Source organism: Streptomyces sp. P1-3 (genome assembly GCF_050613155.1).
Taxonomy (GTDB): Bacteria; Actinomycetota; Actinomycetes; order Streptomycetales; family Streptomycetaceae; genus Streptomyces.
Genome location: NZ_CP192512.1, coordinates 939,926 through 953,349, shown reverse-complemented (window position 1 = coordinate 953,349; position 13,424 = coordinate 939,926). Strand labels below are relative to the sequence as shown.

Below are 13,424 nucleotides of genomic sequence, written 5' to 3'. Positions count from 1 at the left end.
GGTCGTACAGCGGGTGGTGCGGCTCGTGCGGTGGCTCGTGCCGTACGAGAGGGTCGGGCCGTACGGGGAGCGGACGGTGCTCAGCGCAGCGGCGCGCCCTGTGCCCCCGACCGCAGCGTGATGCCCAGAGCCGCCGCGTACATCGACAGCACCAGCTTGCCCACGGCCGGATAGGCCCCGAGCGGCTCCGCCGTCGCGCAGCCGGCCTCCCGGGCGGCCTCGGCGGGCACGCCGCCGGCCACCTCGGGGCCGATGAGATACGGGGCCAGGGCGAGCTGCCCGGAGCCGGAGCCCCGCAACTGCTCGGCCACCCGGACCACGGAACCCTGCTCGTCCAACGCCGCGGCCATCACCGGCACCGCGAGGCGCGCGGAGAGCAGCATGCCGGTGATCCCGGCGGCCTGCACGGCCTCGGGGCCGCCCACCGTCGCCAGGATGATGCCGTCCGCGGCCGTCGCCACGGTGAACAGGCGGGCGCGGTCGGCACGGGCGAGCCCGGCCTCCGACAGCCGCACGTGCAGCGCCTCGGCCAGCAGCGGGTGCGGGCCCAGCACATCGGTGATCTCGGCGGCGGAACCGCTGCTCACCACGGCTTCGCGTATCCGCCGCAGCAGGCCGGACTCCGGACCCGCCAGCAGCGGGACGACGACGGCGGCCGGACCCTGGGCGGCGGCGCGCACGCCGGAGTCGTCCAGCGGGACCTCGGCCGGGTCCACACCCTCCGCCTCGGCGACGACGAGCAACTCCTCACGGGCCGCACGCGCCGCTTCCTCGGCCCGGCGCACCCGGTCCCCGCGCTCCTCGGCCGCCTGCTTGAGCACGGCCTCCAGCTGCGGGAACTCCTCGCCGTCCGCCGCGGCGAAGGCCAGCCGGGCGTCGAGGCCGGGCAGCTCGGAGCGGGTGATGCTCAGGATCTCCTCCGCCACGCCGCGCGCGGCGGCTTCGGGCGCGCCCGGGACGGCCAGCACCAGCGGAGGTGCGCCGACGGGTGCTGCCGCGGGCTCCGGTCGGCGGTGCCGTCCGGACTGGCGGGGACGCGGTGTTCGTACTGGCAGGCCGGACGAGGGCCCTGTGGGGGAGCTCATGGCGCCGCATGTTAGTCGTTCGAAGGCCCGTGCTGCGCAGGCGGGTGCGACGTAGCGTCATACGTCCGGCTATGCCGGTTTCCATATTGACGCCGCCGGTCCGGAAGGGCCCTTGGCGGGTCGTCGTACGGGACCCGTGCCCGCGCCGCACGCGTGCCCGCGCCGCACGGGGCGTGCCCGCGCCTCACGCGATGCGCAGCAGCGCCGCGTCCTGAGGGAGCAGCAGCCGGTCCGTGGCGAGTGCCGCCGCCACGCGCAGCGCGCCGGTCAGGGGGTCCGCGACGGACTCGACGACCCGGGCCCGCGGCAGCCGCGCCGACAGCTCGGCGTGCAGGGGACGCAGCAGCGGCTCGCCCATCCGGAAGAGCCCGCCGGTGAGTGCCACCGTGTACGTCTCGCCGCGCCCGGCCGCCCGCTCGGGAGCACGCCCCGCCGAGGCCGCCACGGCGGTCGCCGTCCTCGCCCGGCCCGCGGCCGAGCCAGCGGCGCGCCCGCCCGCCGGACCGGCATGCCCCGCCAGGTCGGTCGGATGCGCGATGCTCTCGGGATCCGCCGGGATCGCGCGCGTACGGCGCCCGTCCCACGCCCTGCCGCGCGTACCGGCGGCGCCCCGGTCGTCGCCTTCCGGCGCCCCGCCGTGCGGGCAGACCGCTTCCGCCGCCTCGGCGATATGCCGGGCCGCCTGCCGCAGGATCCGCGCCGCCACCGGGTCCTCGGCCGCGCACCGGCCGACCTCCGGCGCGAACGACGCCAGTACGGCGGGCCGGTCGGCCCGCGGATACAAGATGCCGGGCAGCTCTCCGGCCGGCCCGAAGGCCGCCTCCGCCCGCGCGAGCAGTGCCGCCGAGCCGCCGCGCCGCCCGTCGTGGGCGCGCATCGCCGCCTCCAGACCGGCCCGGCCGATCCACGCGCCGCTGCCGCAGTCGCCCAGCAGGTGCCCCCAGCCGTCGGCGCGCCGCCAGCCCGTGACCAGGTCGGTGCCCAGGGCGATGAGCCCGGTGCCCGCGGCGATCACCGCGCCGGGCCGCTGGCCGAGCGCTCCGGCGTACGCGATCACCCCGTCGGCGGCCAGTGCGAGCCGCCGTACGCCGAGCTCCCGCGCCAGCGCGTCCGGGAGCGCGGCCCGCAGATCGCCGCCGAGCGCGGCCATGCCCGCGGCCCCGACACAGGCGGCCGCCGGCCGCGCCGCTCCGGCCTCGCGCAGCAGGTCATGGGCGGCTGGCAGCACCTGCGCCAGCAGACTCCGCGCGTCGATGCCGCGTGCGCCGACCACGGCCGGGGTGGGTGAGGACCACGTCAGAGGCTGGCCGGGGCCGTCGACGGGTGCCACCGCGACCCGTACGCCCGAGCCGCCGGAGTCGATGCCGAGCACGTGGCCGGGGTGCTCCGGGTGCCGTCGTGCGCCCATCGGGCTCAGCCGAATCCGCGGGCGTCCTGCTTGAGCGCGGTGTCGACCGTCAGCGCGGTCGCCACGACCAGGCTCAGCAGCGGGTCCGGAAGCGGCCGGTGGATCTGCAGGACGTAGTTGTCCGCTGTGGTGAACATGGTCTTCGCCAGGCCCTCCCACGTCTTGGTGATCCGGGCGATCTCCGTCTCGGTGTGGTCGACGATGGCGAAGTTCCAGGCGCGCCAGTTCTCCGCCTTGATCGCACCGACGCGCTGCCCGTTGGCCTCGATCGAGAAGTTGATCTTGCCGATGACGTTCTGCTGGACGATCTCGCCGACCGGCTGCCCGTCCGGGCGCGCCACGATGACCCGGGACTTCATGAACTTGGCCGGGCGCGTGAGCACCAGGTGTGGCTGCCCGTTCGCGTCCCGGATCTCCAGGCGGTGGGTCATGAACTGGTCGAGGCTGGAGACGAAGCGCGCGACCTTCTTCAGCGTGCTCTGCCCGACCTGCACCACCGAACCGATGGTCCGGCCGTGCTGGTCGAAGACGCTGTACTCGTTGGTGAGCTCGATCAGCTTGGCCTTCTGGTTCACCACCAGGACCGGCTCGCTGAACAGCGTGCCTCCCCCGACCCCCGCCGGGGCGACCCCTGCCTGCTGATGGACCTGGTGCTGGATCTTGACCGGGTCCGCGGGCGCGGGCTGCTGCGGGACCTGGCCGGGCTGCCCGGGGTGGGTGTGCTCGGTCCATTGGGTGCCGTCCCACCAGCGCAGCAGGTTCGGCGTGCCCTGCGGGTCGGCGTACCAACCCGAAGGGGTGTTCGGTTGCGTCGTCATGGCGGGCACCCTACCTCCGCCCGCTGTCACCCGCCCGGTCAGGGAAGACGCCACTCCACGGGCTGCGCACCCTGCTGGACCAGCAGGTCGTTGGCGCGGCTGAACGGCCGGGAGCCGAAGAAACCGCGGTCGGCGGACATGGGGGAGGGGTGGGCGGACTCCACGCACGGCAGCCCGCCCAGCAGGGGCCGTACGTTGCGCGCGTCCCGGCCCCACAGGATCGAGACCAGCGGGCGGCCTCGCGCGGCCAGCGCCCGGATGGCCTGCTCGGTGACCTCCTCCCAGCCCTTGCCGCGGTGCGCGGCGGGGCGGCGCGGGGCGGTGGTGAGCGCCCTGTTGAGCAGCAGCACCCCCTGCTGGGACCACGGCGTGAGGTCCCCGTTGGAGGGGCGCGGGTGCCCGAGGTCGTCGTACATCTCGCGGAAGATGTTCTCCAGACTTCCGGGCAGCGGCCGCACCTCCGGGGCCACCGAGAAGCTCAGCCCGACCGCGTGGCCGGGGGTGGGGTACGGGTCCTGTCCGACGATCAGCACCCGCACCTCGTCGAAGGGCTGCTGGAAGGCGCGCAGCACATTCGCCCCCGCGGGGAGGTAGGTACGGCCCGCGGCGATCTCGGCCCGCAGGAAGTCGCCCATCGCGGCGATGCGCCCGGCGACCGGCTCCAGCGCCTTGGCCCAGCCCGGTTCTACGATCTCGTTCAACGCTCGTGCAGCCACGATGCGTCACTCTATCGGCTCAGCCTGTGAGGGCCTCACCGGTGCGGCGGGCGGTCGGGCGGTACGGGGCAGGAGCGGCCGCGGGCGCATCGTCCCGCGGGGAAGTGATCAGCTCGTCGAGGTCTGCTCGATCCGGATGCGGCCGCCGTCGCCGGGGGTCACCGAGTATGTGCTGGGGGCCACCGAGAATCCTCCGAAGAGACCCGAGAGTCCGTCGTCGTCCTTGTCGGAGCCACCCGAGCCACCGGAACCGCCGGAACCACCAGAGCCCTGCGAGCCTCCGGAGCCTCCGAAGTTCCCGAGGTCGTCCCAGGGGTCGTCGGCGGCCGATGCGGGGGCCGCGAAACCGAACATGAATGCCGCGATTCCGGCGGCGGCGACCAAAGTTCTGCGCATGCGAAATTCTCCTTTGCGGTGAAGTGCTGGAAGGGGTGAGGTTGTGGGAAGCAAGCACAGGAATGCCCCGCCCCGCACCCGGATATTCCTTGGTTAGTTCGCATGGAGCAGTCCCACTTGACTCGCCCGGCGCAGGCTCCCTCGATTCGCCAGGAGCGGTCTCAGCCGATTACCGCGGCCCGGACGCACAGCACGTCAGGCAGGTGCGAGGCGATCAGTCGCCAGCTGTCTCCCTCGTCCGCGCTGGCGAACACCTCGCCATTGCGATTTCCGAAATACACCCCCGCGGGATCGGCGTCGTCGGTGCGCAGCGCATCGCGCAACACCACTCCGTAGTGGTCCTCCGCGGGCAGCCCCGCGGTGAGAGCGGACCATGAGGACCCGGCGTCCTCGGTGCGGAAAACCCGGCAGCGGTAGTCCGGCGGAAAGCGGTCACTGCCGTCACTGACGGGGAAGACATACGCGACGCCGCCGCGCCGGGGGTGGGTGGCCACGGCGAATCCGAAGTCGGCGGGAAGCCCGGCGCCGATCTCCGTCCAATTCGCCCCGGCGTCGTCGCTGCGGTACACCCCGCCGTGGTTTTGCAGATACAGCCGATCGGGGTCGGTCGGGTCAGGGGCGATCTTGTGCACGCACTGGCCGAACTCCGGATAGGGATCGGGCAGGAACTCCGCCTTGAGGCCCGCGTTGGACGGCTCCCAGCTCGCGCCGCCGTCGCGGGTGCGGTAGACCCCGCCGGCGGAGACGGCGACCAGCACCGACCCCGTTTCCCGCGGGTCGGTCACCACGGTGTGCACGGCCTGGCCGCCGAACCCCTCCCCCCACTGCTCGCGTTGCGGGTGCTCCCACAGGCTCCGTACGAAGGCGAAGGTCTCGCCGCCGTCGTCCGAGCGGAACAGGGCGCCCGGCTGCGTGCCCGCGTAGACGACGTCCGGCTCCGCGGGGCCGGCGGGCTGCAACTGCCAGACCCGCTCCAGCGAAGCGCCGGTGTCCCGCGGGAACTTCACCGCGGGCTTCGGCGGTTCCTGCCAGGTGGCTCCGAGGTCGTCGGAGCGGAAGACCGAGGGCCCCCAGTGTGAGCTGTCCGCCCCGGCCAGCAGCCGGGGCAGGGCGCGGCGGGTGTCGATGCCGACGGAGTACACCGCCTGCATGGGGAAGTGCGGGCCGGTGAAGGCCCAGTCGGCCCCGCCGCCGCGGCGCCCCAGGAACAGCCCCTTGCGCGTGCCCACCGCGAGCAGCACGTCCGCCATGGCGCGTCACCTCCGGGATTGAGGATGTGTCCGGCACCACAGAGTCTGCACCCCGGCACTGACAACGGCTTGCCGGCGACGTGCCGACGGCCTGCCGCCTGCCGCCTGCCGCCCGGGACGGCGGCAGGCGCGGGGCAGGGTCCCGTCAGGCGGCCCGGCCGTACTGCGGCGGAACCGCGACCGCCGCGCCCAGCTCGCGTGCCGCGCGCCGGGCCCAGTACGGGTCGCGCAGCAGCTCCCGGCCCAGCAGCACCGCGTCCGCCTCGCCATCCGCGAGGATCCCCTCGGCCTGCTCCGGTTCGGTGATCAGCCCGACGGCGGCGACCGGCAGCCCGGTCTCGGCCCTCACCCGCGCGGCGAACGGCACCTGGTAACCGGGGCCGGTCGGGACCCGCACGCTCGCCGCGTTGCCGCCGCTGGAGACGTCCAGCAGATCCACACCGTGCTCCTTCAGCAGGCGCGCCAGCCGTACGGTGTCGTCCACCGTCCAGCTCTCGCCCGCGCCGTTCTCCGCCAGCCAGTCGGTGGCGGAGATCCGGAAGAACAGCGGCAACTCCTCGGGCCACACCTCCCGTACCGCGTCGACCACCTCCAGCGCGAAGCGCGTGCGGTTCTCGAAGGACCCGCCGTACTCGTCGGTGCGGTGGTTGCTGTGCGGCGAGAGGAACTCGCCGATCAGATAGCCGTGCGCGCCGTGGATCTCGACGACCTCGAAACCGGCCGCGAGCGCGCGCCGTGCCGCGTCCGCGAACTGCCCGGTGATCTCCTTGATCTGCGCGGCCGTCAGCTCGTCCGGCACCGGGTGGCGCTCGTCGAACGCCGCCGGGCTCGGCCCCACCGGCTGCCAGCCGTGCTGGTCCGGCCCGAGTGGCGCGCCGCCCCGCCACGGCCGGTCCGTCGACGCCTTCCGCCCCGCGTGGCCGATCTGGATTCCGGGGGTGGTGCCGTGCTCCTTGAGGAAGCCGGTGATCCGGCGGAACGCCTCGACCTGGGTGTCGTTCCAGATGCCCAGGTCGAACGGGCTGATCCGGCCCTCGGGGCTGACGGCGGTGGCCTCGGTCAGGATCAGACCGGTGCCGCCGCTGGCGCGCGAGGTGTAGTGGGAGAAGTGCCAGTCGTTCGGGACGCCCGCGTCCGGCCCGCAGGGCTCCGCGGAGTACTGGCACATGGGAGCCATCCAGATCCGGTTGGCAATGGTCAGGGACCGCAGGGTGCAGGGCTCGAACAGGGCGCTCACGGGCTGCCTCCATGTCTCACGTCCGGCGGGATGCCGCTCGTACGATAAACCTCGTACTACGGCGAGTGTCAAACTACGATGGTTCTCGTACGATGGGGGATCCGATGGAGATCCCTACGGAGAGCGAGCGAGGTCCCCGCCGTGCCGACGCAGACATCCAGCACACCGGAGTCCCCGGCGGGCCGCGCCCTGGACCACCCCGAGCGGGCGGCCATCCGTTTGGAAGACGTGCTGCACGCACTGTCCGACCCCATGCGCCTGCGGGTGGTCCGGGCGCTCGACGCCGGCGCCGACGCGCTGGCATGTTCGGAGATCGAGCTGCCCGTGAGCAAGTCGACCTGCACGCACCACTACCGGGTGCTGCGCGAGTCCGGTGTGGTCAGCCAGATCTACCGGGGTACGGCCAAGCTGAACGCCCTGCGCCGGGAGGACCTGGACGAGCTGTTCCCCGGACTGCTGGACGCCGTCCTGCTGGCCGCCGCCCGCCAGTCCGACCGGCTCGGCCATTGATCCTCTGATCCCCGGCCGTTGACCCTCGGTCGGTGCGGTTGCCGGTGTCAGTGCCCCTGTCGATGCCGGTGTCAGTGCTGGTGGTGCGGCCCGGCCGGCGGTCCGCCCTCCGGCGGGTCGCCCTGGGTCCAGTCCAGGCCGTACCGGTGGAAGAGTTCCGCGCGCAGCCGTTCCGGCGGCATCGGCGCCCCCGGCAGCAGGATCGCCACCACCGCGCCCATCAGCAGCGCGCGCAGCAGGACGTAGTCCTCGTCCGGGTCCCGCGAGCCGTATTCGGAGACCGTGCGGCGCAGCAGGGCCGCGAGCCGCTGCTGCTCGGGGCACTGGACGAAGCCCTCCGCCGTCAGGATCCCCGCCATGTGGGTGCGCATCAGGCGCGGCCGGTCGCGGGCGAGCCCGAGGATCGCGTCGATCGCGCGCGCCAGCCGCTCCCGGCCGGCGTCCGGTCCGGTGGGCAGCGGCTCCCGGTCCAGGGCGGCGGCCAGCCGTATGTGCATCAGGCGGTGCACCGCGCTCTGCAGGAGCTGGCGCTTGCTGGGGAAGTAGTACGAGACCAGGCCGCGGGCGGTCCCGGCCCGGTCGGCGATGCCGGCGAGCGTCGTGGCCTCGTAGCCGTGCTGGCCCACCAGCTCGACCGTCGCCTCCAGCAGTCGCGCCTTGGAGCGTCGGCGCAGTTCCTCGTTGACCGATGCGCTACGCGGGGACATGCGATAACTCCTGCGTTGACTGGCTGGTAGCCAATATACTCAGGGGGCCGCCGGGCATCCGTGCTCCGCCGAACAGTTCGGATTCCGGTGGCTGCCGTCGATTTCGGGCGAAACGGGGGATCGTCCGAAATCGGCGGCTTCGTGCGTCTGGCGTGCTGGAGGCGCCGGCGGCGATCCAGCCCCGAAGCGGGCCAGCTAATTAGATGAATATCTATGTTGACAGACGTCGATGCAGGGAGGAGAGTCGTGTCCGCGGGGACATGAAGGAAGGAGCGGTCATGACCGACCATGCCTCTGATCTGCGCGAGATCGTCCGAGCCGGATACGCGGCGGCGGCCCTCAAGGTGGCCGAGGGGGGTACGGCCTGCTGCGGCTCCGGGGCGGCTTGCGGCCCGGGGGCGGCCGCGGAGGTCGACGAGAACTTCGGCGCCGGGCTGTACGGGGCCGAGGAGCGGGACTCGCTCCCCGCCGAGGCGGTCGCGGCGTCCCTCGGCTGCGGCAACCCGCTGGCCGTCGCGGACCTCCACGACGGTGAGCGGGTCCTGGACCTCGGCTCCGGAGGCGGCATCGACGTCCTGCTGTCCGCCCGCCGCGTCGGCCCCACCGGCAAGGCGTACGGCCTGGACATGACCGAGGAGATGCTGGCGCTCGCCCTGACCAACGCCGAGAAGGCGGGCGTCACCAATGCCGAGTTCCTCAAGGGCACCATCGAGTCCGTGCCGCTGCCCGCGCACACCGTCGACGTCGTGATCTCCAACTGCGTGATCAACCTGTCCACGGACAAGCCCGCCGTCTTCGCCGAGATGTTCCGCGTGCTGGTCCCCGGCGGCCGCGTCGGCGTCTCCGACATCGTGGCCGACGACCACCTCACACCGGATCAGCGCGCGGAACGCGGCGACTACGTCGGCTGCGTCGCCGGTGCGCTGTCGTTCGCCGAGTACCGCACCGGCCTGCGGGCCGCGGGATTCACCGCTGTCGAGATCACCCCGACCCATCGCGTGGCGGACGGCATGCACTCCGCCGTCATCCGGGCCGTCAAGCCCGCGGCGGCGACGGGGCTCTAAGCCGTCACCGGGCCGTCACCCGGCCGTCTTCGGGGCGATGTCCTCGATCAGGTCCGCGACGAGTCTCCTGATCTCGTCGCGGATGGGGCGCACGGCCGCCACGCCCTGCCCGGCGGGGTCGTCCAGCTTCCAGTCCAGGTAGCGCTTGCCGGGGAAGACCGGGCAGGCGTCGCCGCAGCCCATGGTGATGCACACGTCCGACGCCCTGACCGCGTCGACGGTGAGGACCTTGGGTACCTCGGCCGACATGTCGATGCCGACCTCGCGCATGGCCTCGATGGCGGCCGGGTTGACCTGGTCCGCGGGGGCGGAGCCCGCGGACCGGACCTCGACGCGGTCCCCGGCCAGGTGGGCCAGCCATGCGGCGGCCATCTGCGAGCGGCCGGCGTTGTGGACGCAGACGAACAGCACGGAGGGCTTGTCGGGCATCAGGCGGTCTCTCGTCTCTGTCTCATGGCGGGGTCGGCGTGACGTGAAACTATCAGCGCATGCCGAGGTCCTGTCCGTGACCGGGACGACAACGCAGGCCACCGCTGCCGACGGGCCGGTACTCCCGGCCGGGGCGCTGGTGTATGTCTCCCTCTCGTGGCGGAAGACGTTCCGCGACCGCGCCGACGAGGGAGTGGGCCCATGAGCAAGCCATCGACCGCCGGAGCCGCCCCGGAGGAACTGCGGCGGCGGCTGGGGGTGTTCGACGCGGTGGTGATCGGCCTGGGGGCGATGATCGGCGCCGGGATCTTCGCCGCGCTGGCCCCGGCGGCGCGTGCGGCCGGGTCGGGGCTGCTGCTCGGCCTGGCGGTGGCGGCCGTGGTCGCGTACTGCAACGCGACCTCCTCGGCACGGCTGGCCGCCCGCTACCCGGCCTCCGGCGGCACCTACGTCTACGGCCGCGAACGGCTCGGCGACTTCTGGGGCTACCTGGCCGGCTGGGCGTTCGTCGTCGGCAAGACCGCCTCCTGCGCGGCCATGGCGCTGACCGCCGGTTCGTATCTCTGGCCCGGCCAGGCGCACGCGACCGCGGTGGCCGCGGTGGTGGTGCTCACCGCGGTGAACTGCGCCGGGGTGCAGAAGTCCGCCTGGCTGACGCGGGCCATCGTCGCGGTCGTCCTGGCCGTGCTCGCCGCCGTGGTGGTCGCCGCGCTCACCTCCGGCGATGCGGACACCGTACGGCTGGACGTCGGCGACGACGCCACCTTCGGCGGCGTCCTCCAGGCGGCGGGTCTGCTGTTCTTCGCCTTCGCCGGATACGCGCGCGTCGCCACCCTCGGCGAGGAGGTCCGCGACCCGGCCCGCACCATCCCCCGCGCCATCCCCACCGCGCTCGGCATCACCCTGGCCGTCTACGCCGTCGTCGCCACCGCCGTCCTCATGGTGCTGGGGCCGCAGCGGCTGGCGGAGGCCGCCGCACCGCTGTCGGACGCCGTACGGGCCGGGGGCGCGGACTGGCTGGCACCGGTCGTCCGCGCCGGCGCGGCCGTCGCCGCGCTCGGCTCCCTCCTCGCCCTGATCCTCGGCGTCTCCCGTACGACCCTGGCCATGGCGCGCGACCGCCACCTGCCGCACGCCCTGGCCGCCGTCCACCCGCGCTTCAAGGTGCCCCACCGGGCCGAACTCGCGGTCGGCGCGGTCGTGGCGGTGCTCGCGGCAAGCGCGGACGTGCGCGGGGCGATCGGCTTCTCGTCCTTCGGCGTGCTGGCCTACTACGCCATCGCCAACGCCAGCGCCTGGACCCTCACCCCGGCCGAGGGCCGGCCACCGCGGATCATCCCCGTGGTCGGACTGACCGGATGCCTGGTCCTGGCCTTCGCGCTGCCGGTCTCCTCGGTGGTCTCCGGTGCCGCGGTGCTGGCCGTCGGCGCCGCCGCGTACGGGGCCCGCCGCGCGATCACCGCCCGGCGGGAGAGGTGAGGGCCGGAGCGCTCAGCGCGCCCGTCCCGACGGGGAGCCGCTCTCAGGCGACCCAGTGCGCCCGCCGGCCGGCGGGCGAGGGCCAGGGTCCGTCCGCGAGGGCGGTGGCCATGCGGCGCACAGCCTCGCGCAGGGTGTCCGGAGGCGTGGTGTAGGGGATGCGAAGGCGCTGTTCGAAGATGCCCGGGTCGGTGGCGAAGTAGGCGCCGCCCTCCATCCGCACCCCGTAGCCCAGTGCCTGCTCGGCCAGTGTCGAGGCGATGGGCTCGCCCAGATCGACCCAGAGCGACAGACCGCCGGGCGGCAGCCGCCAGCTCCACTGGGGGAGGTGTTCGGCCAGGGCGGCGGCCAGGGCGGCGCGTTGCCCGCGCAGCTGCTCCAGGCGGGGCGGCAGCAGCTCCCCCGTCCGGGCCAGCAGGGCCAGGGCCAGGAGCTGGTCCAGGACCGAGCCGCCCATGTCGGTGGCCACCCGCTGGCCCGCGAGTTCGGTGACGAGCCGCGCCGGGGCGCGCAGCCAGCCGATGCGCAGCCCCGCCCAGTGGGTCTTGCTCATCGAGCCGACGGTGATGACCTGGCCGGTGCCACCGGGCGCGGCGTGGCAGGCGAAGGGCGGCGGCGCCGGAACGTCGAGGGCGAGGTCGGCCAGGGTCTCGTCGATGACCAGCCAGGTGCCGGAGCACTGAGCGGCGCGCAGGAGGCGGGCGCGCTCCTCATCGGGCATGAGCGCACCGGTCGGGTTGTGGAAGTCGGGGATCAGATAGGCCAGGCGGGGCACCACCTGACGCAAGGTCGATTCGACGATCTCGATGTCCCAACCGGTGTCGGTCACGGGGACCGAAACGGCGCGCAGTCGGGCGCGGCGCATGGCGTCCAGAGCGTTCGGGTACGACGGGTTCTCCACCATGGCGCGGTCGCCGGGCCGGCACAGCAGCCCCAGGACCAGCGTGAGCGCGTGCTGAGCGCCGGAGGTCACCAGGATCTGCTCGGGCACGGTGGCCAGTCCCCGCCGGGTGAATCGCTCGGCGACGGCGGCGCGCAGTTCCGGAAGCCCATAAGGGTGGTAGCCGGGAGTGTGCGCGTGCTCGGCCAGTCGCGGGGTGACCTGGGTGAGGGCGTCGACGAGCGTCTGCCCGGGCAGCCCGGGGGCGGCCCGGGCCAGGTCGATCGCGGTGTCCTCGGGGCCGAGGAGCCGGGTGATGCCGTTGGGCCTGCGGCCTTCCGGCAGCTCCGTCCAGGTACCGGAGCCCTGGCGGCTGCGCGCGTAGCCGCGTTCGCGCAGCAGGTCGTAGACGGCGGTGATGGTGGCCCTGCTGGTGTTCAGGGAGGCGGCCAGTTCCCGTTCGGCGGGGAGTCTGACGTGCAACGCGATCCGCCCGTCCAGGATCAGCGTGCTGATCGCCTGCGCCAGGTGCCGATAGGCGGGCCGCGCCGCGGCCGGGTCGGGCAGCATGGCGGCGAGCTGCCGGCTGCCCAGCGCCCGGTCACCGCGTTCCATCCCCTCCATACCAACCATTCTCCTGAGATTGGCCATGTTCTCTGGGCCAATCACTCTACAGAATCGCCCCATTGGTCTTGAAGGCAGACAAGCACCTTGTGGAGCGAGCGGTATGAAGCAGGAAGTCACCTACATCCCCCTGGGCGAGCGTCCGCTGCGACGCCTGCCCCAGTTGTTCATAGGCCTCGGCCTGTACGGATTCAGCATCTCGCTCATGGTCCGGTCCTCGCTGGGCATCAGCCCCTGGAGCGTCCTGAACGAGGGTCTGGAGCACCACACCGTCCTGAGCTTCGGCACGATCAGCGCCCTCGTTGGTGCTCTCGTGCTGCTGCTGTGGATCCCCCTCAAACAGCGGCCGACGTTCGGCACCGTAGCCAACGTCGTCATCGTGGCGTGCTCGTCCGACCTCGGTCTCTGGCTCGTCCCCGAGCACCTCGGGCTCCCCGCCCGGATGGGCCTGCTCGCCGCAGGTGTCCTGCTCAACGGGCTGTCCATCGCCGTCTACGTCGGGGCGCGCTTGGGCCCCGGACCCCGGGACGGGCTGATGACCGGCGCGTCCGCCGCGACCGGGCGTTCCATCCGGCTCGTCCGTACCTCGATCGAGGTCACCGTGCTCGCCGTGGGCTGGCTGCTCGGTGGCAGCGTGGGCGCCGGCACCGTGCTGTACGCCCTCACGATCGGCCCGACCGCCCAGTTCTTCATGCCGCGGTTCGCCTACACCGGCGCCGCCGAACGCGCCGCCGAACGCGTCGGCGACACGGCGCCGTCCGAGGAGCCGAGTCCGGCGGAACGGTGACCGACACCCCGGGCTCGGCCTGCCTGCCGTCCGT

15 protein-coding genes are annotated in these 13,424 nt (G+C 73.3%); 5 read left to right on the top strand and 10 right to left on the bottom strand.

Annotated elements, in window-relative coordinates; genetic code table 11:
- Nucleotides 1-80: 80 nt before the first annotated feature.
- From ACQUSR_RS04005 to ACQUSR_RS03975, 7 genes are all read right to left on the bottom strand, one after another.
- The gene (locus ACQUSR_RS04005) at nucleotides 81-1,085 is read right to left on the bottom strand and encodes a sirohydrochlorin chelatase (protein ID WP_431041137.1); all 1,005 of its coding nucleotides are present in this window, start codon (nucleotides 1,083-1,085) and stop codon (nucleotides 81-83) included.
- Nucleotides 1,086-1,269: 184 nt separating this feature from the next.
- The gene (locus tag ACQUSR_RS04000) at nucleotides 1,270-2,493 is read right to left on the bottom strand and encodes an N-acetylglucosamine kinase (protein WP_431041136.1); all 1,224 of its coding nucleotides are present in this window, start codon (nucleotides 2,491-2,493) and stop codon (nucleotides 1,270-1,272) included.
- A gap of 5 nt (nucleotides 2,494-2,498) precedes the next feature.
- Nucleotides 2,499-3,311 carry a phospholipid scramblase-related protein gene (locus ACQUSR_RS03995; protein ID WP_431041135.1) on the bottom strand — a complete coding sequence of 271 codons (813 nt, stop codon included), beginning with the start codon at nucleotides 3,309-3,311 and terminating at the stop codon, nucleotides 2,499-2,501.
- A gap of 38 nt (nucleotides 3,312-3,349) precedes the next feature.
- On the bottom strand, nucleotides 3,350-4,027 hold the full coding sequence (locus ACQUSR_RS03990; RefSeq protein ID WP_431041134.1) for a uracil-DNA glycosylase: 678 nt from the start codon (nucleotides 4,025-4,027) through the stop codon (nucleotides 3,350-3,352).
- A gap of 108 nt (nucleotides 4,028-4,135) precedes the next feature.
- Entirely contained in the window at nucleotides 4,136-4,423 is a 288-nt protein-coding gene (locus tag ACQUSR_RS03985; RefSeq protein ID WP_431041133.1) for a hypothetical protein, read from the bottom strand.
- A 161-nt stretch (nucleotides 4,424-4,584) separates the two neighbouring features.
- Nucleotides 4,585-5,673, bottom strand: a complete 1,089-nt coding sequence (locus ACQUSR_RS03980) for a WD40/YVTN/BNR-like repeat-containing protein (RefSeq protein ID WP_431041132.1) — start codon at nucleotides 5,671-5,673, stop codon at nucleotides 4,585-4,587.
- 145 nt (nucleotides 5,674-5,818) lie between these two features.
- Nucleotides 5,819-6,910: an NADH:flavin oxidoreductase/NADH oxidase gene (locus ACQUSR_RS03975; protein ID WP_431041131.1), complete on the bottom strand. Its 1,092-nt coding sequence runs from the start codon at nucleotides 6,908-6,910 to the stop codon at nucleotides 5,819-5,821.
- Nucleotides 6,911-7,051: 141 nt separating this feature from the next.
- On the opposite strand from ACQUSR_RS03975, the gene ACQUSR_RS03970 reads away from it, so the two are divergent.
- A complete protein-coding gene (locus tag ACQUSR_RS03970) occupies nucleotides 7,052-7,420 on the top strand; it encodes an ArsR/SmtB family transcription factor (RefSeq protein WP_431041130.1) in 369 nt (122 codons plus the stop codon).
- 71 nt (nucleotides 7,421-7,491) lie between these two features.
- Here the strand turns inward: ACQUSR_RS03970 and ACQUSR_RS03965 are convergent, their stop codons facing one another.
- Nucleotides 7,492-8,127: a TetR/AcrR family transcriptional regulator gene (locus ACQUSR_RS03965; protein WP_431041129.1), complete on the bottom strand. Its 636-nt coding sequence runs from the start codon at nucleotides 8,125-8,127 to the stop codon at nucleotides 7,492-7,494.
- A gap of 278 nt (nucleotides 8,128-8,405) precedes the next feature.
- On the opposite strand from ACQUSR_RS03965, the gene arsM reads away from it, so the two are divergent.
- Nucleotides 8,406-9,191 carry an arsenite methyltransferase gene (gene arsM / locus ACQUSR_RS03960; protein WP_431041128.1) on the top strand — a complete coding sequence of 262 codons (786 nt, stop codon included), beginning with the start codon at nucleotides 8,406-8,408 and terminating at the stop codon, nucleotides 9,189-9,191.
- Between the two features lie 15 nt (nucleotides 9,192-9,206).
- Here arsM and ACQUSR_RS03955 read toward each other — a convergent pair whose 3' ends face one another.
- Entirely contained in the window at nucleotides 9,207-9,620 is a 414-nt protein-coding gene (locus tag ACQUSR_RS03955) for an arsenate reductase ArsC (RefSeq protein WP_431041127.1), read from the bottom strand.
- Between the two features lie 76 nt (nucleotides 9,621-9,696).
- Here ACQUSR_RS03955 and ACQUSR_RS03950 point away from each other — a divergent pair, with 76 nt between their 5' ends.
- Both ACQUSR_RS03950 and ACQUSR_RS03945 read left to right on the top strand, forming a co-directional pair.
- Nucleotides 9,697-9,825, top strand: a complete 129-nt coding sequence (locus ACQUSR_RS03950; protein ID WP_431041126.1) for a hypothetical protein — start codon at nucleotides 9,697-9,699, stop codon at nucleotides 9,823-9,825.
- Nucleotides 9,822-11,099, top strand: coding sequence for an APC family permease (locus ACQUSR_RS03945; protein ID WP_431041125.1), 1,278 nt, complete (start codon nucleotides 9,822-9,824; stop codon nucleotides 11,097-11,099). The genes ACQUSR_RS03950 and ACQUSR_RS03945 overlap by 4 nt, the downstream gene beginning before the upstream one ends.
- A gap of 43 nt (nucleotides 11,100-11,142) precedes the next feature.
- Here ACQUSR_RS03945 and ACQUSR_RS03940 read toward each other — a convergent pair whose 3' ends face one another.
- Nucleotides 11,143-12,603 carry a PLP-dependent aminotransferase family protein gene (locus ACQUSR_RS03940; protein WP_431041124.1) on the bottom strand — a complete coding sequence of 487 codons (1,461 nt, stop codon included), beginning with the start codon at nucleotides 12,601-12,603 and terminating at the stop codon, nucleotides 11,143-11,145.
- 103 nt (nucleotides 12,604-12,706) lie between these two features.
- On the opposite strand from ACQUSR_RS03940, the gene ACQUSR_RS03935 reads away from it, so the two are divergent.
- A complete protein-coding gene (locus ACQUSR_RS03935) occupies nucleotides 12,707-13,390 on the top strand; it encodes a YczE/YyaS/YitT family protein (RefSeq protein WP_431041123.1) in 684 nt (227 codons plus the stop codon).
- The last annotated feature ends 34 nt before the right edge of the window (nucleotides 13,391-13,424 follow it).

Excerpts from the sequence above, each read along its gene's own strand:
- ACQUSR_RS03955 (WP_431041127.1), bottom strand. The coding sequence starts at position 9,620 with ATGCCCGACAAGCCCTCCGTGCTGTTCGTCTGCGTCCACAACGCCGGC.
- ACQUSR_RS04000 (WP_431041136.1), bottom strand. The coding sequence starts at position 2,493 with ATGGGCGCACGACGGCACCCGGAGCACCCCGGCCACGTGCTCGGCATC.
- ACQUSR_RS03935 (WP_431041123.1), top strand. The coding sequence starts at position 12,707 with ATGAAGCAGGAAGTCACCTACATCCCCCTGGGCGAGCGTCCGCTGCGA.
- ACQUSR_RS03940 (WP_431041124.1), bottom strand. The coding sequence starts at position 12,603 with ATGGAGGGGATGGAACGCGGTGACCGGGCGCTGGGCAGCCGGCAGCTC.
- ACQUSR_RS03945 (WP_431041125.1), top strand. The coding sequence starts at position 9,822 with ATGAGCAAGCCATCGACCGCCGGAGCCGCCCCGGAGGAACTGCGGCGG.
- ACQUSR_RS03965 (WP_431041129.1), bottom strand. The coding sequence starts at position 8,127 with ATGTCCCCGCGTAGCGCATCGGTCAACGAGGAACTGCGCCGACGCTCC.
- ACQUSR_RS03980 (WP_431041132.1), bottom strand. The coding sequence starts at position 5,673 with ATGGCGGACGTGCTGCTCGCGGTGGGCACGCGCAAGGGGCTGTTCCTG.
- arsM (WP_431041128.1), top strand. The coding sequence starts at position 8,406 with ATGACCGACCATGCCTCTGATCTGCGCGAGATCGTCCGAGCCGGATAC.
- ACQUSR_RS04005 (WP_431041137.1), bottom strand. The coding sequence starts at position 1,085 with ATGAGCTCCCCCACAGGGCCCTCGTCCGGCCTGCCAGTACGAACACCG.
- ACQUSR_RS03985 (WP_431041133.1), bottom strand. The coding sequence starts at position 4,423 with ATGCGCAGAACTTTGGTCGCCGCCGCCGGAATCGCGGCATTCATGTTC.
- ACQUSR_RS03995 (WP_431041135.1), bottom strand. The coding sequence starts at position 3,311 with ATGACGACGCAACCGAACACCCCTTCGGGTTGGTACGCCGACCCGCAG.